At 45.1% G+C, this 19,695-nt stretch carries 23 protein-coding genes; 2 read left to right on the forward strand and 21 right to left on the reverse strand.

Annotation, left to right across the window (positions count from 1 at the left end; genetic code table 11):
* Window positions 1–3 precede the first annotated feature (3 nt).
* From groL to DW930_RS08865, 15 genes are all read right to left on the reverse strand, one after another.
* Entirely contained in the window at window positions 4–1,626 is a 1,623-nt protein-coding gene (gene groL, locus DW930_RS08790; RefSeq protein WP_023022100.1) for a chaperonin GroEL, read from the reverse strand.
* A 23-nt stretch (window positions 1,627–1,649) separates the two neighbouring features.
* The gene (groES, locus tag DW930_RS08795) at window positions 1,650–1,934 is read right to left on the reverse strand and encodes a co-chaperone GroES (protein ID WP_006595108.1); all 285 of its coding nucleotides are present in this window, start codon (window positions 1,932–1,934) and stop codon (window positions 1,650–1,652) included.
* A 127-nt stretch (window positions 1,935–2,061) separates the two neighbouring features.
* Window positions 2,062–2,355 carry a hypothetical protein gene (locus DW930_RS08800; RefSeq protein ID WP_023022099.1) on the reverse strand — a complete coding sequence of 98 codons (294 nt, stop codon included), beginning with the start codon at window positions 2,353–2,355 and terminating at the stop codon, window positions 2,062–2,064.
* 102 nt (window positions 2,356–2,457) lie between these two features.
* Window positions 2,458–3,312 (reverse strand): PTS system mannose/fructose/sorbose family transporter subunit IID, encoded by an 855-nt coding sequence (locus DW930_RS08805; protein WP_042361448.1) that lies wholly within the window; start codon window positions 3,310–3,312, stop codon window positions 2,458–2,460.
* On the reverse strand, window positions 3,296–4,138 hold the full coding sequence (locus DW930_RS08810) for a PTS sugar transporter subunit IIC (protein ID WP_023022097.1): 843 nt from the start codon (window positions 4,136–4,138) through the stop codon (window positions 3,296–3,298). The genes DW930_RS08805 and DW930_RS08810 overlap by 17 nt, the downstream gene beginning before the upstream one ends.
* A gap of 64 nt (window positions 4,139–4,202) precedes the next feature.
* Complete coding sequence (locus DW930_RS08815) at window positions 4,203–4,697, reverse strand: PTS sugar transporter subunit IIB (protein WP_006595112.1); 495 nt, start codon at window positions 4,695–4,697, stop codon at window positions 4,203–4,205.
* A gap of 17 nt (window positions 4,698–4,714) precedes the next feature.
* Complete coding sequence (locus DW930_RS08820) at window positions 4,715–5,155, reverse strand: PTS fructose transporter subunit IIA (protein WP_023022095.1); 441 nt, start codon at window positions 5,153–5,155, stop codon at window positions 4,715–4,717.
* A 134-nt stretch (window positions 5,156–5,289) separates the two neighbouring features.
* Window positions 5,290–6,597 carry an extracellular solute-binding protein gene (locus DW930_RS08825; RefSeq protein WP_117744963.1) on the reverse strand — a complete coding sequence of 436 codons (1,308 nt, stop codon included), beginning with the start codon at window positions 6,595–6,597 and terminating at the stop codon, window positions 5,290–5,292.
* The gene (locus tag DW930_RS08830) at window positions 6,594–7,280 is read right to left on the reverse strand and encodes a response regulator transcription factor (protein WP_023022093.1); all 687 of its coding nucleotides are present in this window, start codon (window positions 7,278–7,280) and stop codon (window positions 6,594–6,596) included. The genes DW930_RS08825 and DW930_RS08830 overlap by 4 nt, the downstream gene beginning before the upstream one ends.
* Window positions 7,277–8,596, reverse strand: a complete 1,320-nt coding sequence (locus tag DW930_RS08835) for a sensor histidine kinase (RefSeq protein WP_123159828.1) — start codon at window positions 8,594–8,596, stop codon at window positions 7,277–7,279. Before DW930_RS08835 ends, DW930_RS08830 begins: the two co-directional genes overlap by 4 nt.
* On the reverse strand, window positions 8,596–9,582 hold the full coding sequence (locus DW930_RS08840; protein ID WP_120701342.1) for a substrate-binding domain-containing protein: 987 nt from the start codon (window positions 9,580–9,582) through the stop codon (window positions 8,596–8,598). Before DW930_RS08840 ends, DW930_RS08835 begins: the two co-directional genes overlap by 1 nt.
* Before the next feature lie 220 nt (window positions 9,583–9,802).
* Window positions 9,803–10,198, reverse strand: a complete 396-nt coding sequence (locus DW930_RS08845) for a single-stranded DNA-binding protein (protein WP_120701343.1) — start codon at window positions 10,196–10,198, stop codon at window positions 9,803–9,805.
* A gap of 236 nt (window positions 10,199–10,434) precedes the next feature.
* The gene (gene ytpR / locus DW930_RS08855) at window positions 10,435–11,061 is read right to left on the reverse strand and encodes a YtpR family tRNA-binding protein (RefSeq protein WP_123159829.1); all 627 of its coding nucleotides are present in this window, start codon (window positions 11,059–11,061) and stop codon (window positions 10,435–10,437) included.
* Window positions 11,062–11,075: 14 nt separating this feature from the next.
* Window positions 11,076–11,393 carry a thioredoxin family protein gene (locus tag DW930_RS08860; RefSeq protein ID WP_123159830.1) on the reverse strand — a complete coding sequence of 106 codons (318 nt, stop codon included), beginning with the start codon at window positions 11,391–11,393 and terminating at the stop codon, window positions 11,076–11,078.
* Window positions 11,390–11,680, reverse strand: coding sequence for a DUF4651 domain-containing protein (locus DW930_RS08865; RefSeq protein ID WP_023022087.1), 291 nt, complete (start codon window positions 11,678–11,680; stop codon window positions 11,390–11,392). The genes DW930_RS08860 and DW930_RS08865 overlap by 4 nt, the downstream gene beginning before the upstream one ends.
* 147 nt (window positions 11,681–11,827) lie before the next feature.
* Between DW930_RS08865 and pepA the strand changes: the two genes are divergently transcribed.
* Window positions 11,828–12,892, forward strand: coding sequence for a glutamyl aminopeptidase (pepA, locus tag DW930_RS08870; RefSeq protein WP_123159831.1), 1,065 nt, complete (start codon window positions 11,828–11,830; stop codon window positions 12,890–12,892).
* A 160-nt stretch (window positions 12,893–13,052) separates the two neighbouring features.
* On the forward strand, window positions 13,053–14,537 hold the full coding sequence (locus DW930_RS08875; RefSeq protein WP_023022085.1) for a DUF1846 domain-containing protein: 1,485 nt from the start codon (window positions 13,053–13,055) through the stop codon (window positions 14,535–14,537).
* Window positions 14,538–14,646: 109 nt separating this feature from the next.
* Here the strand turns inward: DW930_RS08875 and DW930_RS10475 are convergent, their stop codons facing one another.
* The 6 genes from DW930_RS10475 to DW930_RS08900 form a co-directional block, all read right to left on the reverse strand.
* Entirely contained in the window at window positions 14,647–14,802 is a 156-nt protein-coding gene (locus DW930_RS10475) for a hypothetical protein (RefSeq protein WP_165851221.1), read from the reverse strand.
* 342 nt (window positions 14,803–15,144) lie between these two features.
* Complete coding sequence (folK, locus tag DW930_RS08880; RefSeq protein WP_023027571.1) at window positions 15,145–15,969, reverse strand: 2-amino-4-hydroxy-6-hydroxymethyldihydropteridine diphosphokinase; 825 nt, start codon at window positions 15,967–15,969, stop codon at window positions 15,145–15,147.
* A 26-nt stretch (window positions 15,970–15,995) separates the two neighbouring features.
* Complete coding sequence (folE, locus tag DW930_RS08885; RefSeq protein WP_123159832.1) at window positions 15,996–16,550, reverse strand: GTP cyclohydrolase I FolE; 555 nt, start codon at window positions 16,548–16,550, stop codon at window positions 15,996–15,998.
* A gap of 1 nt (window position 16,551) precedes the next feature.
* The gene (locus DW930_RS08890) at window positions 16,552–17,856 is read right to left on the reverse strand and encodes a folylpolyglutamate synthase/dihydrofolate synthase family protein (RefSeq protein WP_123159833.1); all 1,305 of its coding nucleotides are present in this window, start codon (window positions 17,854–17,856) and stop codon (window positions 16,552–16,554) included.
* Between the two features lie 16 nt (window positions 17,857–17,872).
* Window positions 17,873–18,829 (reverse strand): dihydropteroate synthase, encoded by a 957-nt coding sequence (gene folP, locus DW930_RS08895; protein WP_165851222.1) that lies wholly within the window; start codon window positions 18,827–18,829, stop codon window positions 17,873–17,875.
* A gap of 158 nt (window positions 18,830–18,987) precedes the next feature.
* Entirely contained in the window at window positions 18,988–19,662 is a 675-nt protein-coding gene (locus DW930_RS08900) for a type II CAAX endopeptidase family protein (RefSeq protein WP_227877753.1), read from the reverse strand.
* Window positions 19,663–19,695: the final 33 nt, after the last annotated feature.

Consider the following 19,695-nt stretch of genomic DNA (forward strand, 5'->3'; position numbering starts at 1 on the left):
AGGTTACATCATTCCACCCATCATGCTTGGATCCATAGCTGGTGCAGCTGGAGTTGGTTCTGGTTTGTTGGCTACCACTGCTTCGGTCGTCAAGATAAGGCTCGCTACAGAAGCGGCATTTTGAAGAGCTGAACGACTCACCTTCACTGGGTCGATAATTCCTGCTTCAATCATGTTGACCCACTCACCTGTTGCAGCATTAAAGCCTGTTCCGACTTCTGCATGTTTCAAGCGATCAATGACAATTGATCCTTCATAGCCTGCATTGTGGGCAATTTGGCGTACAGGTTCTTCCAAGGCGCGAAGCACGATGTTGCGTCCTGTCGCTTCATCCCCTTCCAATTCAAGGGTTGCCACTGCAGAAATAACGTTGGCAAGGGCCGTACCACCACCGGCAACAATTCCTTCTTCAACCGCTGCACGTGTCGCATTGAGGGCATCTTCGATACGGAGTTTCATTTCCTTCAATTCTGTTTCGGTTGCAGCTCCGACCTTAATCACTGCAACGCCACCAGACAATTTGGCCAAGCGTTCTTGCAATTTTTCACGGTCAAATTCTGAAGTGGTTGTTTCAATTTGTGATTTAATCACGGCCACACGGTTAGCAATAGCTTCAGGATTACCTGCACCTTCTACGATGACTGTGCTGTCTTTATCTACTGTCACTTTACTTGCTTGCCCAAGCGCTTCGATGGTCGCATCTTTTAACTCAAGACCGAGATCTTCTGTGATAACAGTTCCCCCTGTCAAGATAGCGATGTCTTCCAGCATGGCTTTGCGACGGTCACCGAATCCTGGTGCCTTAACAGCTACGACATTGAAAGTTCCACGAATCTTGTTCAAGACAAGAGTTGGGAGAGCTTCGCCATCCACATCATCCGCAATAATCAAGAGCGGACGATTGCTTTGTAGGATACTTTCAAGCAGGGGAAGGATTTCCTGGATATTTGATACCTTCTTATCGGTGATCAAAATATAAGGATTTTCAAGGTCTGCCACCATTTTTTCATTATCAGTGACCATGTATTGAGAGAGGTAACCACGATCAAACTGCATCCCTTCAACGACTTCTAACTCTGTTTCCATTCCACGAGATTCTTCAATCGTGATCACTCCGTCGTTGCCCACTTTTTCCATGGCTTCTGAGATGTACTCACCGACCTTTTCAGAGCGAGAAGAGACAGCCGCAACCTGGGCGATAGCCTCTTTATTGGCAACCGGAATCGCATTATCTTTCAAGGCTTCAACAGCAGTCGCAACCGCTGCTTCAATCCCACGACGGATACCGATTGGATTCGCACCCGCTGTAACGTTCTTGATCCCTTCACGGACGATGGCTTGCGTCAAGACAGTCGCAGTCGTTGTTCCGTCTCCAGCAATATCGTTGGTTTTAGAAGCAACTTCTGATACCAATTTGGCACCCATATTTTCGAAGTGGTCTTCCAATTCGATTTCTTTTGCGATGGTCACCCCATCATTGGTAATCAATGGTGACCCAAATGATTTTTCAAGAACCACATTACGGCCTTTAGGTCCCAAGGTCACCTTAACAGTATCTGCTAGGATATCAACCCCACGGACCATGGCTGCACGAGCATCTGATGAAAATTTAATTTCTTTTGACATACATCTTTCTCCTTTCTGATTCTTTAAGCTTCAACAATGGCAAGAATACTTGCAGTCCCAACAATCGTGTACTTCTCATCGCCGTCTTTCACTTCAACGCCTGCATGATTTTCTACTAAGACAGTATCACCAACTTTGACGCTTGGAGCTACCAACTCACCACTGAGGGTTCGAACCCCCTCACCTACAGCGATGACTTCTGCTGTTTTGGTTTCAGCTTGACTTGCTTTTGCGATGACAAAGCCACCGACTGTTTGTTCTTTTTCTTCTACTTTCAAGACCACGCGGTCTCCTAATGGTTTTAACATATCGTTCCTCCATTTCTGTATTTTAGCACTCTTTGATATCGAGTGCTAACTCATGTTTCTATTGTATCACTTGGTCAAAAATAGTCAAGAAAAAAACACCTCAATCTTTTCGAAGTGTTTTCGATTTCTAGCCAACCAGATCTAGTTTTTCTTGGTAAGCTTGGACAACTTTTTGTAGGTTGGCTCGACCACGATACATCCCATATCCCACTACCAACATCCCCACGATCCCGAACAGGGCGATCAAGCTACCTAAGATCAAAAATAGTAGGGAAGTCTTGTGAAAGAAATAAATCAGCAGCCCACCGATACTAGCCATGAGAAAGAGCACACTAAACCAACGCCCCAAGTTTTCCAACATATGCCGTTGGTAGCGAATTTCTGTCTCATACCCTTTTATTAATTCTTGTCTGGTGTGCATAGATGCCTCCTTCAATAAAAATTGAGAATGAAGTATTCGTAAAGGAGGTCACGTACTTCATTCTCAATGCTCCGGTTGCAATAAACTATTTCTAGTTTTCTCTTAGTATTTGAGACCTGGATCAAAGATTCCAAGAGCTACCCCAGCCAAGGCGATGATGACCAAGAGAAGCATCACCTTGTTTGGTGAGACTTTCTTCTTCGCCATGAGCCACCAGCAAAGAGTGATAAAGGCAGCAGTTAAGAGACCTGGATAAACACCATCAATCTTTTCTTGGATTTTGAGGAAGGCCTCTCCGTCAGCATTTTTAAATTCGAGGGCTGTTGTAACAGAGACCCAAGTCGCTGCTACGGCACCGATGACCATACCACCGACTACACTGATCGCTTTGCGAAGGGCTTGTCCTTTTGGTCCTACAAGGAATTCAACCGCCTTGTCCCCTAAGTGATAACCTTTGAAGAAAGCGAAACGCATTCCCAAGTATACCAAGAGGTTCCAAACGACGATGTAGAAGAGAGCCCCTGCAATGTTTCCACCTTTAGAAAGACCAAGGGCAATACCGAGAAGTACAGGGATTAAAGTCCCAACAACCAAGGAGTCACCAATTCCAGCGATTGGTCCCATCAGACCAGCACGCATCCCGTTGATGGTTTCGCCATCTACTGCTTCCCCATTGGCACGAGCTTCTTCCAAACCAGCTGTAATCCCTACAACCAGTGATCCTAGTTGGGGTTCGGTATTAAAGAAGGCTGTATAGGTTTGCATAGCTTCTTTTTGTTCTTCTTTAGAATCATACATTTCTTCCACGATTGGAAGCATAGAAGTCAAATACCCAAAGGTTTGCATGTGTTCTTGAGAGAAACAGGTCAAGTGACCATAATACCAATGATGGAATGCTTTGGTTAGCGTTTTCTTTGAAATTTTCTTTTTATCAGCCATCTTAGATATCCTCCTCATCATCGTCAAAGTCATTTGCTCCAGCAGGGACGACTTTCATTGTTTTAATCACTTCAAGTTCATAGTAGATCACCGCAAAAATCAATGAAACTACCGCACTCGCTACCAAGTTCAAGCCAAGAGATTTTGCCAAAGTAAATCCAACAAAGAATGGAATGAAGTCTCTCACTTCTGTAACGATTTGCTTCAAGAGGATGGCAATACCGACACATGGAAGAAGGGCACCGACTGTAAAGAGGGCTTTCATCCAGTAACCATCCATCGGAAGGTATTGTTTCATCAAATCCACCATGTTTTCACCGAATTTGGTGATAATCATTGTTGGAAGGAAAGAGAAGAGGAAATGAGAGATCCAAGGGTAAACCCAGTCAACTGCGTAGAGTTTTTTGAAGTTTCCTTCTTCAACGGCTTTCCAACCGATGTGTTGCCAAAGCAAATTCATTGTCGCAGTACCGTAGAAAAGAACGGTACCGATAGTCCCAACGGCTGCACCGATTGGGGCTGCTGCTGCTGCAATTGCTGCCTCACCAGTAATATTGTTAGCATGAACAAATAAGATAGAAAGAGGAATTCCAATATAAGAAATAGCCCGCACATCGGCAGATACAGTTCCACCAGGAGTAACCAAGGCGATGTATACGACCTGAAGGGCAACCCCGACCATGATACCGGTTGTCACATCTCCAAGGATCAACCCTGAAATCAAACCTCCGACCAGGGGACGACCAAGTGTATAGTTCCCGATACTGGAACCACCCATACCAGGCATTGAAGACAAGCTGGCGAAAATACCAAGCAAGATTGCTTGAATCCATGAAATTGTCATAACAAACGCTCCTTTTGTTTGTAAATATAGTTTAGTGACGAAGAGCTAGAATGTGCTCCCCTTTCTAGAATCCGAATTTTGATTTAAAATCATCCCAGTAACCAATCGACACATCTGGTAACAACTGGAATTTTACCTTGTAACCAGCAGCCTGAATAGCTTCAATAGCTTCTGCTTCTTCCTGGGTGATGGATTGGTTGTTCCCCAATTTCACAGCACCCGGACGGTCATTTGCAGGACCGACAATGATTTCTTTGACATCCCCTGGAACAAATCCTTGGTCGACCAAAATTTCTTTCATATCGATGGGGTTCTTGGTAATCAAGAAATAGCGAGTTTCTGATTCAGTTACTTTTGCAGATTTTTCCTTGAAAGCTTCCTTGGTCCAAACAAAGGTTTTCTTATCTGAAGCCCCTTTATAGGCTTGGATCAAGACCTTATTGGAAGCTGCTGCGTCGTTGACGGCGATTAAGCCATCACAAGGCTTTTCTTTAGCCCATCGAGTTACTGTTTGACCGTGGATCATACGGTCATCAATGCGTACAAATGATACTACCATTTTCTAACCTCCCTAAATTAAATATCATCGTCTTCTTCATCATCACCCTCTACTGAAGCAAGGGCAAATTCTTGTAAGGCAGTGGAAGCTTCGGATAAAATCACTTGGGCTAAGTCTGCCCCCTCCATCATGTCCTTCATCACAACTGCTGTCAGCGCCATGGTCAAGTTCATTCCACCTAAGATCAAGGCTCTAGACAGCTTTCCTTGCTCCTCTAGCACCGTTGCAGCTGTTGTCAAAGGACTTCCACCTACAATGTCCGCTAGAACTAAGACAGAGTCCTCATCTGCCAAAGGTGCTAGAGCCTGACGAAAATCATGAGCAAAATCATCTACCGATTTGCCTTCTTTCAGTCCGACCGCAATCACCTGATCTATCTTATCCCCAGCAAACATTGCCAGTGAACTTTTCAGACCTTCTGCCAGTCCACCATGACTGACTAATACCAGATACTTCATCCTTTCGCCTCCTTTATGATGACCTTATTGTATTGCTTTTGAAAGCGTTTTACTATTGTCATTTGTCACAAAGAAAAGTTGACATCTGTCAATAAAAAAATGACATCTGTCACTTGACAGATGCCTAGTTCTTCTTAACGAAACTTTTCCCGAAGCATTTCCTCAATAATCTTTTGAATTTGAGGCAATTGATTATCAATATCTTTTGCTTTAAGGGCATTATGAATGAGATAGTCCAATCGATCCCAGATATCAGTTGGCAGGTTCCCAGGAGTGCTTAGGACAGCTTTTTTCATAATTCGGTCCAGGGTCCGATTCGTCAGGGAGTCGGACCCAAAGTCATCCGCTTTAAGGAGGTCCCGACTTTCCGAACTATTGACCACCGAAGGGAGGACAGAGGTCCCCTGCGACTGCCGAAAGAGCTCCTGCTGGACCTGCTGGTCCTGGGTCAAAAATTCCATGAATTCCTTGGCCTCCTTGCTAGCACTGGCCCGAGAAGACAGAGCAAATAAGGACGTCTCCACTAAGGTTGATGGAGTAGAGCCAGAAGCCCCGGGCATAGGGATACAGGTCCAAGTGAAATTCGAATACTTGGCAACATGATAGGGATATGGTTTATAAGTTCTGTACTGGGCCAAGGTCATCGGATAAAAAGCGACCTTTCCTTCATCAAAATCCTTGGAAGTGACATTGAAGTTCCCATGAAGAGCTTCAAGTTTTTCGACAAAATAGAGCGAGCGCTTCATTTCTTTACTCGTCAGACTAATGTTATCCTGGCGGAACAGCTGTCCCCCGTAGGCTGCCAAGGCCTCTCGCCAAGTATAATCTGTACTTCCAAACTGATCTAGCTCCCCATCTCCATCCGTATCCTTCGTCACTTTTTGACAAATAGCATAAAATTCCTCCAAGGTCCACCCCTCTTTCGGAATAGCAATCCCTTCCTTTTCCAATAAATCCTTATTGACACACATCAAAACAGGATTGCTCTCAAATGGGAGGGCATATTGACGATTCTTGTACTTGCCGGCTTCTAGAGCAACTGGATAAAAATGAGAAGGATCGACCTGTTTTTCCATCAAGGGGGTCAAATCTTCCACCGCCCCACGCGCCGCTAACACTGGCAACTCTGTACTGGATACCATATATAGATCTGGCTCCTGTCCATGGAGGATCTGATTGGCTAACCAGTTCGCATACTTATTCTTCGGAATCCCGCTTTCATAGACAATCTTTATCCCTGGATGCGTTTTTTCAAAACGAGCAATCGCTTGGTCCAAGACTTTTTCTTCTGTTTGGGTGGGTACATCCCAGCTAGATCCTGCGTAGACCCCCAAACGGACAATCCTTGGCTGACGCTCCCACCAAATCCCTCCAGCAAGCAGAAGAAGCAAGAAGATCCCTAGAAAAAATCTGGTACCTCGTATCTTACGTTTTTTCTTCATCGGCCATCACTTTCTGTTCCAAAATCCTTAGTGGTCACACCTTTTTGAACAGACCAAATAGCTAGCTGGGTCCGATCCCGCAGGTTCAACTTAGACAAAATTGTTGACAGGTAATTCCGAATCGTTCCCTCAGACAGGAAAAGTTTGGCTGCGATTTCCTTATTAGACTCCCCAAAACCAACCTGCTGGATGATCCGCCATTCAGTCAGGGATAAGTCGCTCACATATTCTTCAGAAACGGAGATTGTGTAATTGCTCTGAGCCATCTGAGAAAAAATCTGAAAAACCTTACTAGCAATATTAGGGTTTATCATGGCTCCCCCATGATAAACAATTTGAATGGCTTGGTAGAGCTCCTCTGTTGAAGCCCCTTTAAGCAAATACCCTGAAGCTCCATATTTCAAAGCACGAAAGATGAAATCATCATCGTCAAAGGTGGTCAGAATGATGATTTTAACCTCAGGGAAGCGTTCCTTGACTTCTTTTGTTGCCATCACACCATCCATCTTGGGCATACGAATATCCATCAATACGACATCTGGTCGATCTTGGGGGATTCGCTCTAGCACTTCGTGACCGTCCGCCACTGCAGAAGTCACCTGAATATCTTGATGGGCAGACAAAATAATTTGGAGCGACTCGCGAATCAGTGCTTGGTCATCCGCAATCATTACTTTGATCATAAGATCTTTCCTCCTTTTTCTTTGGGCAATTCAATTCGTGTATAAAATCCATTTCGATTGGCAAATTCTATCCTTCCTCCCAAGATAGAGACCCGCTCTCGCATTTGTTTCAAGCCATAGCCGACCTGTAGTTGGTCAAAGCCGACCCCATTATCTTTGAGAATCATGACATAGGCATCTTCCAGCAAAAAGGAAATCTGCATGTGAGTCGCATGACCGTGGCGGACAGAATTGGTCATGGACTCCTGAATCACTCGAAAGACGGTGTCCTCCACCATGACATCCAGATCTACATCATCCCAGTCATAGGTTAGCTCGACTTGTAAGTTGGAAATAGCTTGGTATTCGTGAACCAATTTCAAAACCGCATCCCTCAAGGTATGGTCCTCCAAGGCACCTGGCCGAAGCTTGTTCAAAGAGCCCCGGACGTCCTTGATTCCATCTCGTACCACCGTAGAGACCGATTGAAGCTGGGTCTTGGCACGACCAGGGTCAATATCAATCAAAACCCCAACTGCATCAATCCCTGCAGAAATACCCGTCAAGGCATGGCCCAGAGTATCATGAATTTCCCGTGCTATTCGCTTGCGCTCCCGATCCTCCGCAATCTTTTCCGAAAGGGCCATGTAGCTATTTAATTCCGTATTAACCTGCGAAACCATTTCTAACTCTTTTTCAATCCGATGGTGCTCTGCCACTACCGATAAAATGTAAAAGAGAAGAGAAATAATAAAGACAACCATATTTAAAGAAGCTAGCGCATTTTTAGCGAATAGGATGAGCATCCGAATCGATGAAGGATAGAAGGCAATATAGGCATCTAGCGAAGGCAATTGCACAACTAGAGAAAGAATGTCATAATTGGTCACAAGGAGGACTATAAAACTCAGAAGGATAAAGGCAAACCAGTAGCGCCTATCTTTGGAACTACTAAACTCTTTGGAACCGTAAAAGATATCAGCAAATACCAAGAGGATGATCCCATTGTAGGAGAAGCTGAGGGCCATCATGACACCTAGCATCAGCAGTATTTCTAGAATATTCCATTTGTCAAAAACTGACCACTCCTGTGTCCCTTGACGCATCCGATAAAAGGTAATGAGAAGAATCCCTCCAAAGAGAAGAATGGAGATCCAAAAATTCTGAGCTGGTGAACTCGGTATTGCTCTTAATTGCTCCAATAATTGATACCCTTGCCCCTTGGCAATGATGTAATTGGTCGCATGTAGGTAGAGCGAACTGCTAAATAAAATGGCGATGAAATTAATGATTTTTAATAAAATCAAACTATAACGAATACCACGGAGCTTGGTCATTACTGCCACCCGTTGACATCGTATCGGTCAACATTATCCTTATCAATCATCTCTACTGGGATCTTATATTGCTCCTTGTAGGATTTACCTGTCCTCATGCACTCAATCACTTGCATCACCTGTCTTCCCATTTTAAGAGGAGATTGAGCAACTGTCCCTTCAATATCATCCGTCGTCGAAAGCAAAACCTTCATATCCGGAGAGCCATCGATTCCATAAATAGAAATCGGCATAGCTAATTGATTTTCCTTAATCGCTGCTAAAGCTCCGATGGCTGCCCGATCATTTAAGGCCACGACAGCATCAAATGCAAGACCGTCCTGAATGACCTGGGAAACAGCTGGCAGGGCCAATTCCGTTTGCCCACGAGTCTCTTCTCTCCCAACAATCTGATAGGCAGGTTCCGACTGAATCGTATCTAAGAACCCTTGAATCCGTTGCTCTGCCGATATCGTCCCCTTATGCTCTAAGAGGAGGATTTTCGCCTCTTTTTTCTGCTTCATCAAGCGCTGTGCTACCAAGACCCCTGCTTGGTAATTATCCGACACCACACTGGCATCCACCGTGAAATGGCTGAGCTGACTGTCCACTGCAATGATTTTAATCCCTGCCTGTTGGGCTCTCTTTAAGGAAGCAATGATTTTAGGGCTATCTCCTTTTACAGGATTAATCACAATCACATTGACCTTTTGTTGACGAAAATAATCAATCTGTTGACTTTGTTTTTCTTCGTCTAACTCTGGATTACGAACTAGAAGCAAGTCCCCTTTTTCGTCAGCCACTCGTTCAATTTCTGCATTAAGTGTTTGATAGAATTCATTGTTCATGGTCATGTAGGTCACGCCAATCCGCATCTGACCACGCACAGGCTTTAGTTGACTAGCATTCAAGTAGATGACCCCTACCACAAAAACCAGGCTCAAAAATATCGTATAGATCATCGCTCGATCGCGTTTCTTTTGATCAGTTCCCTCTTCCAACCCCATCTCTTCTCCTCTTAAAAACGAATTATTTTACAACATCAAACCTTTTCGTTCGCATTTAATACCTTTTATTATAGCATTTTTTACCAAGAGCTTGAAGGTCTTACGGAAATGAATGCGTTTTACTCCTCTTTCTAGACGATAACTTTTCCCTGCAACTTCAGCGAGAAGTTTTCGAAAAAGAAAAAACGACACAGCTTAGCAACTGCACCGTTTTCGTCTTTTAAAATGGAAGTTCTTCCTCTTCGAGGATGAGATCCGCTAGATCCCCTCCCGCTCCATTAGCCCGCATCGCTCGTTGAGCGCGACTTTCTAAGAGCTGGAAGCCTTGACAGAGCACTTCTGTCACATATTGTGTCGCCCCATTTTTCTCATAACGTCTGGTTCGAAGCTCGCCATCTACTGAGAGCAAGCTCCCCTTGTTGGCATAGGAGACAAGGGTCTCTGCTAATTTCCCCCAGACCACTAGGGTGATAAAGTCCGCCTCCCGCTCGCCATTTTGATCCTTGTAACGCCGATTAACAGCCAGAGTTGCACGGGCAACGGACTTGTCTGTATTGGTCTTATGAAGCTCTGGGTCTGCCACAAGGCGCCCGATTAAAATTACTTTATTGTACATATTTTTTCCTCCTACTTATATAATTCGTAGTTTTTTAGCCATTTGAGGAAAAAATAAAAAAGAGAGTGGGACAGAAATCGGTCATTCGTTAGAATTCGATTTCGTCGTCCCACCTCCGCACAGTTGAGTAGGGCTGTAAAAGCTGATGAAATCAGCGTAGTAGAGCCCACTCAACCACTGCGTCTTGCTCGACAATCCAAAGACAATTGAGAGGTTAGGACTTTTGTCCCACTCTCTTATCCTTGCCAGTGACGGGTGGGGTCAAATGGAGTTCCCACCTCTTCTGTATCTTGCAATTCAATAATCCCACGTTTTTGTGGAGCATTTGGTAAGTGCAATTCGCGTGGGCTACACATCATCCCAAAGCTCTTTTCTCCACGAAGGGCCCCTGGGAAAATCAAGCTTCCATCTGGCATCATCGCACCTGGTAGAGCCACGATTGTCTTGAGACCTTCACGCGCATTTGGCGCACCTGCTACGATCTGAACCGTCTTGTCTGGTCCGACAGCCACCTGGCAGATGTTGAGGTGGTCACTATCTGGATGAGCAACCATTTCAACGATTTGCCCCACGACAAACTTAGGCTCCTTGTCATTGACCAAGACTTCTGCAAATCCTTCCGCTTGCAATTCTTGATTGAGACGTGCAACTTGCTCATCACTCAAGAAAATTTGCCCCTTGCCATCAAGTGCAAAGAAAGTCGAAGCCTCAAAAATATTCCAGGCCACTGTTTCTTGCTTGTCTTCACGGTAGACACGGGCTACTTTGCCTTTGCGCTCTGCTGCTAATTTGGCATCCCCACTGTTTTTCAAGGTAAGCATTAAGACATCGCCGACTTGTTCTTTATTATAGGTTACAATCATTTTTTCTCTTTCTCCTACTTCAATCCTGCTAAAAATTCTGAAATCTGAGCCTTGGTTTTACGGTCGCGATTGACGAAACGACCCAGTTCCCGATCCTTGTCTAGGACCACTAGACTCGGAATGCCATAGATATCCCAAAGCTTAGCCAGGTCTAGATACTGGTCTCGGTCAACCAAAACGAAGGTAAATTCAGGGTATTCCGCTTCAATCTCTGGCAAAAAGGGCTGGATATACCGGCAATCGCCACACCAATCCGCTGAAAAGAAGAAAACCTTCTTTCCTTCTTGCTCGACGTAGCTGGCTAATTCCTCTAAAGACTGTGGTATGATCATAGTTTTTCCTCTTCATACTGAAGAAGGCCTTCTTCATAGACAAAGCGATAGTGGCGCTCATCCTCAAATACGAGCCCTCCTACCAGACGTTCTTCGCTTGATTCATAGAGTTCCACATAAAGGGTCGCAATCTTTCCCATATTCTCCATCTGCTCACGGACTTCTGCGACTAACTCTTCTTGCGTCCGCAGACGTTTTTGATCTTTGGCAATTTTATAGGCCCCAAGGGCAAGAGCACTTGCACTAGCTGCTGCAAGGCTGGATAAAATGATTTTTTTAGCTTTCATACCTCATATTGTAACACAAAATACAAGCTGGGACAACGAAAGGAGAATACTGCTACCAACAATTACGATCTGCTCTCATCCCCTTCAACTGCCACTACCATCTCGACTAAAAAAGTGATAAAATAACAATCAGAAAGAAGGTAACTTATGACTGATTTATTTTCTAAAATCAAAGAAGTAACAGAACTTCCTGCCATCTCTGGCCACGAAGCGCCTGTTCGCGATTATCTACGCAAACAGATCACTCCACATGTGGATGAAGTGGTCACAGACGGCTTGGGAAGCATCTTTGGGGTACGTCACTCAGAAGCGGCTCACGCTCCTCGCATCATGGTCGCAGGCCATATGGATGAAGTTGGCTTTATGGTCAGTGAGATCAAGGCAGACGGCACCTTCCGCGTGGTTGAAATCGGTGGTTGGAACCCTATGGTGGTCAGCAGCCAACGTTTCACCCTTTTGACACGCGATGGCCGGTCTTATCCTGTCATTTCCGGATCTGTTCCCCCGCATTTGACACGTGGCGCAAACGGTCCTACACTTCCAGCAATCGGGGATATTGTATTCGATGGTGGCTTTGCCAACAAAGAAGAAGCAGAAAGCTTTGGGATCCGTCCAGGCGACACCTTGGTCCCTGAAAGCACTGCAATCTTGACAGCCAATCAGAAAAACATCATTTCCAAAGCTTGGGACAACCGTTATGGGGTCTTGATGGTCAGCGAATTGGCACAAGCCCTTTCTGGACAAGCCCTAGCAAACGAACTCTATGTCGGAGCGACTGTCCAAGAAGAAGTCGGACTGCGTGGTGCAGGGACTTCTGTGACCAAGTTTGATCCAGAAATTTTCCTGGCTGTTGACTGTTCTCCAGCTGCAGATGTCTACGGAGGCCAAGGAGCTATCGGTGAGGGTACCCTCCTTCGTTTCTTTGACCCAGGTCATCTCATGTTGCCAAATATGAAGGACTTCCTCCTAACCACTGCTGAAGAAGCGGGTATCAAGTACCAATACTACTGTGGAAAAGGCGGAACGGATGCTGGAGTGGCCCACTTACGAAGTGGTGGAGTGCCATCTACAACCATCGGAGTCTGCGCGCGCTACATCCACTCTCACCAAACCCTCTACTCTATGGATGACTTCCTTCAAGCCCAAGCCTTCCTTCAAGCCTTGGTTCAAAAATTGGATCGTTCAACGGTTGATTTAATTAAGAATTATTAATATTTTTCTCAAAATAATTGTTTTAAACCCCCATCTGGGGGGTTTTTTTGATATAATACTGAATGAATATTGCAACGGGTGTTCTTTTGTACTCCCCTTTCCTTATATGAAAGGCGGAGTACCGCTAAAGATCACCCTCGCTTCTTTATTGGAGGTTTAAATGAAGAAACAAGCTTTTAGTTCCGAGAAGTATTTGAATTTGCAACGTGATCACATCCTCGAGCGCATCAACCAATTTGATGGCAAGCTCTACCTAGAGTTTGGGGGAAAAATGTTGGAAGATTTCCACGCTGCACGTGTCCTTCCTGGTTATGAACCAGATAACAAAATTAAGCTTCTCCAAGAACTTCGTGACCAAGTGGAGATTGTTATCGCTATTAATGCCAATAACATTGAGCATTCAAAGGCGCGTGGTGACCTAGGAATCTCTTATGACCAAGAGGTCTTTCGCTTGATCGATAAATTCAACGAATTGGGCATCTATGTTGGTTCTGTCGTCATCACTCAGTATGCTGGTCAACCAGCCGCAGATGTTTTTCGTAAACAGTTGGAAAAGAATGGCATCGCCTCTTACCTCCACTACCCAATCAAGGGCTACCCAACGGATATGGATCACATCATTTCTCCTGAGGGAATGGGGAAAAACGACTATATTCAGACTAGCCGCAATCTCGTTGTCGTGACAGCTCCTGGTCCTGGTTCTGGTAAATTGGCTACTTGTATGTCCAATATGTACCATGACCAACTGAATGGCATCAAATCCGGTTATGCTAAGTTTGAGACTTTCCCAGTTTGGAACTTGCCTTTGCACCACCCAGTGAATTTGGCCTATGAAGCAGCGACAGCAGATCTAGACGATGTCAATATGATTGACCCCTTCCACCTCCAAACCTATGGCGAAACAACGGTCAACTACAACCGAGATATCGAAATCTTCCCTGTCTTGAAGCGGATGTTGGAACGCATCCTCGGAGAATCTCCTTACGCTTCCCCAACGGATATGGGAGTGAACATGGTCGGCTTTGCCATCGTGGACAATGACGCAGCGATTGAAGCCTCTAAGCAAGAAATTATCCGCCGTTACTACCAAACCATTCTGGATGTGAAAGCGGAGCGTGTTGGCAGTGGGGCTATTAAGAAAATTGAACTCTTGATGAACGACTTAGGTATTTCACCAAAAGATCGCCAAGTCACCATCCTTGCCCGCCAAAAAGAAGAAGAGACTGGTGATCCTGCCTTGGCCCTCGAATTACCAAATGGAGAAATCGTGACAGGTAAGACCTCTGACTTATTTGGTCCAACGGCAGCTGTTCTCATCAACGCCATCAAGAAATTGGCCAATATTGATAAAGAAACTAAGTTGATTGAGCCAGAATATGTGAAACCAATCCAAGGCTTGAAGATCAACCACTTGGGCAGCCGCAACCCTCGCCTCCATTCAAATGAAATCCTCATCGCCCTAGCCATTACCGCCATGAACCATCCAGAGGCTAATCTTGCCATGCAAGAATTAGGTCGATTGAAAGGGAGCGAAGCTCATTCAACAGTGATGTTGACAGACGAAGATAAGAACGTTCTTCGCAAACTGGGTATCCATGTAACCATGGATCCAGTTTACCAATACGATCGCTTGTACCGCAAATAAAGAAAACCAAGGCTAGACCGTTGCTCTTAGCTCCATATACAAAAAATCCCTTGAGTACCCGAAACAGTTGGCACCCAAGGGATTTTTCGTATGTTAGTTGGATGGGGAATTACTTTTCCTTAAAAAGATAGAGCCCCACAACCAGCATCAGGACAAGGAGGATTGGATACACTTCTTTTGGAAGTAAGTCCGTTTCCAAACTCACCCAAAGAAAAAGAACAGCCAAGACAATCGCGATCAACCATTTTACAAGATAAGATTTCATCAGCCCCTCCACTCCTAGTCTAGTTAAGCTCAGTATAGTCCTGCTCAAACAACTTGTCAAGGTGAAAAAAGGTAGTTGACCCTTGGATCAGCTACCTCTGATTGAATACAAAGTAATCTTAGAAACTTTCCTTAGGTGAGTACGGACGTCAGCGAACTTCGAAGAAGTTCCATGACTTAGTTTTGGATCTAAGGTTCCAAAACTCCCGAGTGCTAGAAACACTATTGTTTCTAGCACTTTTTTCACCGCTGAAAGTTCCTGTACATGTTTGAATAAACCTAATAATATGGAGCATTTGCTTCTTTTCAACATCACTTAGGTTGTTTTATATCAAGAAACAGTTTATGTATCTTTTGTTTCTTTCACAGTCTCCCACAGTTGTCGGATCTGTTTTCTTTGGACAGGATCCACAAAGTAAGGAGCAATTTCATTTAAGGATTCTAGGACAAATGCTCGTTCTGCCACATAAGGATGTGGGAGAATCAAATCTGTACTATAGAGGATCAGATCCTCCATATAAAGGAGATCTAAATCGATGACACGTGGTCCCCATTTCACCTCACGGACCCGGCCCATTTCTCGTTCGATTCCGAGTAGCGTATCGATGAGATCTTGGGGCGTAAACCAGCTTTCGACCTCTACAACTTGGTTAAGGAAGCTATCTTGCTCGACCCCTCCCCAAGGCGCTGTCTCAATCTGAGAAGAGGTTTGGAGAATAGTGAGCCCCTTTTCTTCTAATTTGGATACAGCTGTTGCCAACTGGTGTCCCTTATCGCCCATATTGGTTCCCAAACCAATAAAGGCCCGTCTTTTTTCTCGTTCAATCGTGACCGAACAAGTATCCAAAGGCAGAGGGACTGGAGCCCAAGGTTTTTTCAATTCGAGTCGAACCTTTCTGACAAATTCATAGGTCGCAAAAATCTTCTCCACTAGCTGAAAAGCCACTGTCTCAATCAAATCGATCTTCTCAGCTTGAAGCCAGTCTGTCAGTTGCTCAGCTAAGATTCCATAATGGATCGAAGCCGTCAAATCACCCGTCCGCGCCGATTTTGTCATCTCATAATCGACACAAACATCCAGGACAAAACGCTGCCCCAATTCCTTTTCAGCGGAAAAAACACCATGATAGGCATAAATTTCCAAATCTTTGATCCGTAATTGATCCACGATAGTCACCTCAGTTCATCTAGGGGTTAGTGTCCCATCAGTTTATAGGCTTCGTTTTTCAGGTCTTTATCTGTCTCTAACAAGCCACGCGCCGCTGTCGTCACAGTAGCCGTTCCTGGTTTCCGCACTCCACGCATGTTCATACACATGTGCTCTGCCTCTACCCAAACAAGGGCTCCCTGCGCTCCCAGATACTCCATCAAGGCATCCGCGATTTCCACTGTCAAGCGCTCCTGGATTTGAGGTTTTTTGGCGTAGACTTCCACCGTCCGAGCTAGCTTAGAAAGGCCCGCTACGCGCCCGTTAGGGATATAGGCAATGTGGACCTTACCATAGAAGGGCAAGAAATGGTGTTCGCACATAGAGTGGAAGAAGATATCCTTTTCCACCACCATATTATTGTCCACAATCTCAAAAGATTTTGATAGATGGACTTCCGCAGTTTGGTTGAGACCTGCAAAAATCTCTTGGTACATCTTGGCAATGCGTTCTGGAGTTTCTTGCAAGCCCTCACGGCTTCCGTCTTCACCGACTGCGTCGATAATCATCTTCACGGCTTCTTGAATTTTCTTTGTATTCATGTCATCTCCTACTGATTTCTTCGATTAGAAAGGCTCTTACATGAGCCAAAAAGTACAAGGATCCCGTCACTAAGAGGAGATCAGATTGTTGCGATTCTTTTTCTATATAATTCGTTAAAAATAGCTTCCACTCTTGATAAGGCAGGCCTTTTTGATGGGCTATTTCCTGCATTTCTTTTGTGGAATAGGCCCGTGGGTCTTCAAAGGTCGTCAAGGTCAACGAACTCTTTTCCAGTCCACTCCACAGTTCCAGCATCTCCTCGATCGCCTTGGTCTGGATACAGGTAAACAAGACTTGCTTGTCCAGTTGTCCATAACGTTCTTTCATGGTGGTTACAAGAGGAGCTACTGCATGCGGATTATGGGCGCCATCTAGAATGATGAGAGGCTGACTAGAAATGATCTCTAGGCGACCTGGCCACTGGACTCCCTTCCAAGCTTGGAGGATTTCTTCTTGGCTCAAGAGGGAGAGTCCTTTTTCTTGACAGAAGGTATCGCAGAGAGCTAAGGCCAGACCAGCATTGTCTACTTGATGAAGTCCCAATAACCCTGTCTTCAGTTGCAGTTCTTCCCGATACTGGCTCCGATAATGAAAAACTTCTCCATCAGCCAAAGATTCTTGGTAGCCAACTAAAAAGTCCTGTCCTAGCAACTCTACTGGTGCAGATAGGCGGCGGGCCTGCTGCACAATGACTTCTTGGGCTTCCAGTTCCATCCGGCCTAGCAAGACCGGAATCTTTTCCTTGATGATCCCTGCCTTCTCCCGTGCAATCGAGGCTAAATCCGGTCCTAAGAGTGCCACATGGTCCAGGCCAATCGTCGTGATGGCTGTCAAAATAGGCTGGCAAACATTGGTACTATCGAGACGACCGCCCATCCCCACTTCCATCACGACCACATCTGGCTTCTCTGCCGCAAAATAATCAAAGGCCATGACCGTCATCAACTCGAACTCGGTCAAGCCACGTAAGGTCTGATCAGAACTGTTTTTTGCAAGTAACTCCTGATAGAGGGACAGATAAGTCTCCACATCTCGGTCCGAAATGGGAATCCCATCGATACTGATTTGCTCATTAAAGGAAACTAGATAGGGGGAAGTGAAAACACCAACCCGCAACTCTTTAGCTTCTAGTAAAGACCGCAAATGAGCTAGGGTTGATCCTTTCCCATTGGTCCCAGCTAGATGGATTACAGGACAGGCGAGGTGAGGATTCCCCCTCAAGGCTAGCAGGGCTTCCATTCGTTCCAAGCCGAAATGGGGCTCGGAAGAACGATACCTAGCTAACCAACTGAGATCTACTGTCATATCTCTTCTCTTTTCTTTAGCGATATTGTTTTAAATGAAGGTCCGGCGCTTGATCAGCTTGGTAGATCGCACTACCAATAGCTACTGCCATCTTATGAAGAGGTATATCATGCACGCGAACGATTTCTACCCCTTGGCTGGCAGCCATACTCGTTAAATGGCTTGAGGCCAAATCCCGATTGTAAAATCCTTCTTTTGTTTCAGGGTCGGTCTCAAATCCCTCTTCTTCTAGAATATTGACCACAAAGCGCTTACGAGAGACTCCTAAAAAGATCGGATAGCCCTTGGCATGAATGGTTTTTAGGTTCTGCAAGAGTTGGAGGTTTTCCCGCTTGGTCAAGCCAAAACCGATCCCAGGATCTAAGAAGAGTTGATCCTGACTCAATCCTGCTTCCTCTGCCCTCTCAAGACTCTTGTCAAAGAAGGCCCACATACAGTCTTGGATAGGAAGACCTTCAAACTGCGCTAGCTCCTCCGATGAAAAGGCCGGCTCAAAACCAAAGGACGGAAAAATCACAGAACTTGGATGATGAGGACGAGCCATGACTGGATTAAACATAACAACGGCTCCAGCACGAGCTTCTGCAATCACCCTCGCCATTTGCGGATCCCCAAGCAGGCCTGTAATATCATTGACCAAGTCTGCTCCAGCTTCTAGAGCTACACGAGCAACCTCTGACTTCCAAGTATCAACCGATATCAAGATATCACTCTCTGCTCGAATCGCTTCAATCACTGGTACGACCCGCTGGATCTCTTCTTGGATCTCTACGAAGTGACTCCCTGGACGTGTGGACTCTCCACCAATATCCAGCATCCTTGCCCCTTCTGCAATTAGCTTGCGAGCCTGTTCCAGAGCTCTTTCTACCGTTTGGTAACGCCCCCCATCTGAAAAGGAGTCGGGGGTGACATTGAGGATGCCACATAGAAGGGTCCGATCCTTGCCTAGTTGTCTCCATTCACTCTTTGACATATCTTCCTTCATCTTTCTAAGAAAAGCCAACCAAGCATAGAAAAGAGGTTAGAATGATTCCAACCTCTGAGTTTGTCTCTATCTGCGCCTAGATGCTTCTTTGGTAGCTGACCAAAGCTTCTGAATAAAACCCATTGGTCCTATCATTCTACCATATTTTAAGCAGGAAGAAAAGAAACCAGAACAGTTATCAGAAAGGCAAAAGCATTCAAGGTAAAGTGCAATAAAATAGAATATTCTACTCGTTTGTAGCGGTAGGCGACCCAAGTCAAGATGAGGGACATGCCACCATAGATGACCCAGGAACCAAGATTACTTGGTGTGTGTAAATAGGCAAAAACAACAGCCCCAACCAAATAGCCAATTTTTTCGTATCCCTTAAAGATTAAGCGGGGAATCACAGCCCGACAGATAATTTCTTCTCCTAAAGGTGCCACTACGACAATGAGCAACCCCATTGCCAGCTGAGGGGCCACTGAAGAAATCCCCTGAATTGTTTCCTGATTGGCTGTAGTGGTCTCTCCTATATTCCGAAGCACTGTAGCCCCCACAATATTATTTGCAAGTAGAAGCAAAAAGAAAAGGAAATTTCGTCCAATATCTCTGCCTGTAATCCGTGAAAAATCTAGTGGATCGAGTGGACTCCATTTCATAAACCACCAAAGCAAATAGACGAGAATCATGGTAACCCCAAGGACCAGGCTATTAATTGTCCAATTTGACCAAGCATTTTCAATCCCCAAAATCAAAGCGACCATCGGTAGTTGAGTTGCAAATAATAGCGGTATTCCGATTAGTAACCATAAACCATTCGAAACCCATTTTTTCTCCATCCAATTTTCCATTATTTTACCTCGATTATCAAA

The sequence above is a fragment of the Streptococcus sp. AM43-2AT genome (assembly GCF_003603405.1).
GTDB classification, from domain to species: Bacteria; Bacillota; Bacilli; order Lactobacillales; family Streptococcaceae; genus Streptococcus; species Streptococcus ilei.

Excerpts from the sequence above, each read along its gene's own strand:
- folP (WP_165851222.1), bottom strand. The coding sequence starts at position 18,829 with ATGTCAAAGAGTGAATGGAGACAACTAGGCAAGGATCGGACCCTTCTA.
- DW930_RS10475 (WP_165851221.1), bottom strand. The coding sequence starts at position 14,802 with ATGAAATCTTATCTTGTAAAATGGTTGATCGCGATTGTCTTGGCTGTT.
- DW930_RS08805 (WP_042361448.1), bottom strand. The coding sequence starts at position 3,312 with ATGAGGAGGATATCTAAGATGGCTGATAAAAAGAAAATTTCAAAGAAA.
- DW930_RS08900 (WP_227877753.1), bottom strand. The coding sequence starts at position 19,662 with ATGGAGAAAAAATGGGTTTCGAATGGTTTATGGTTACTAATCGGAATA.
- DW930_RS08860 (WP_123159830.1), bottom strand. The coding sequence starts at position 11,393 with ATGATCATACCACAGTCTTTAGAGGAATTAGCCAGCTACGTCGAGCAA.
- ytpR (WP_123159829.1), bottom strand. The coding sequence starts at position 11,061 with ATGATTGTAACCTATAATAAAGAACAAGTCGGCGATGTCTTAATGCTT.
- DW930_RS08830 (WP_023022093.1), bottom strand. The coding sequence starts at position 7,280 with ATGATCAAAGTAATGATTGCGGATGACCAAGCACTGATTCGCGAGTCG.
- DW930_RS08825 (WP_117744963.1), bottom strand. The coding sequence starts at position 6,597 with ATGAAGAAAAAACGTAAGATACGAGGTACCAGATTTTTTCTAGGGATC.
- pepA (WP_123159831.1), top strand. The coding sequence starts at position 11,828 with ATGACTGATTTATTTTCTAAAATCAAAGAAGTAACAGAACTTCCTGCC.
- DW930_RS08845 (WP_120701343.1), bottom strand. The coding sequence starts at position 10,198 with ATGTACAATAAAGTAATTTTAATCGGGCGCCTTGTGGCAGACCCAGAG.
- groES (WP_006595108.1), bottom strand. The coding sequence starts at position 1,934 with ATGTTAAAACCATTAGGAGACCGCGTGGTCTTGAAAGTAGAAGAAAAA.
- folE (WP_123159832.1), bottom strand. The coding sequence starts at position 16,550 with ATGAATACAAAGAAAATTCAAGAAGCCGTGAAGATGATTATCGACGCA.
- DW930_RS08800 (WP_023022099.1), bottom strand. The coding sequence starts at position 2,355 with ATGCACACCAGACAAGAATTAATAAAAGGGTATGAGACAGAAATTCGC.
- DW930_RS08810 (WP_023022097.1), bottom strand. The coding sequence starts at position 4,138 with ATGACAATTTCATGGATTCAAGCAATCTTGCTTGGTATTTTCGCCAGC.
- DW930_RS08835 (WP_123159828.1), bottom strand. The coding sequence starts at position 8,596 with ATGACCAAGCTCCGTGGTATTCGTTATAGTTTGATTTTATTAAAAATC.
- DW930_RS08865 (WP_023022087.1), bottom strand. The coding sequence starts at position 11,680 with ATGAAAGCTAAAAAAATCATTTTATCCAGCCTTGCAGCAGCTAGTGCA.
- DW930_RS08840 (WP_120701342.1), bottom strand. The coding sequence starts at position 9,582 with ATGGGGTTGGAAGAGGGAACTGATCAAAAGAAACGCGATCGAGCGATG.
- DW930_RS08815 (WP_006595112.1), bottom strand. The coding sequence starts at position 4,697 with ATGGTAGTATCATTTGTACGCATTGATGACCGTATGATCCACGGTCAA.
- DW930_RS08890 (WP_123159833.1), bottom strand. The coding sequence starts at position 17,856 with ATGACAGTAGATCTCAGTTGGTTAGCTAGGTATCGTTCTTCCGAGCCC.
- DW930_RS08875 (WP_023022085.1), top strand. The coding sequence starts at position 13,053 with ATGAAGAAACAAGCTTTTAGTTCCGAGAAGTATTTGAATTTGCAACGT.
- DW930_RS08820 (WP_023022095.1), bottom strand. The coding sequence starts at position 5,155 with ATGAAGTATCTGGTATTAGTCAGTCATGGTGGACTGGCAGAAGGTCTG.
- groL (WP_023022100.1), bottom strand. The coding sequence starts at position 1,626 with ATGTCAAAAGAAATTAAATTTTCATCAGATGCTCGTGCAGCCATGGTC.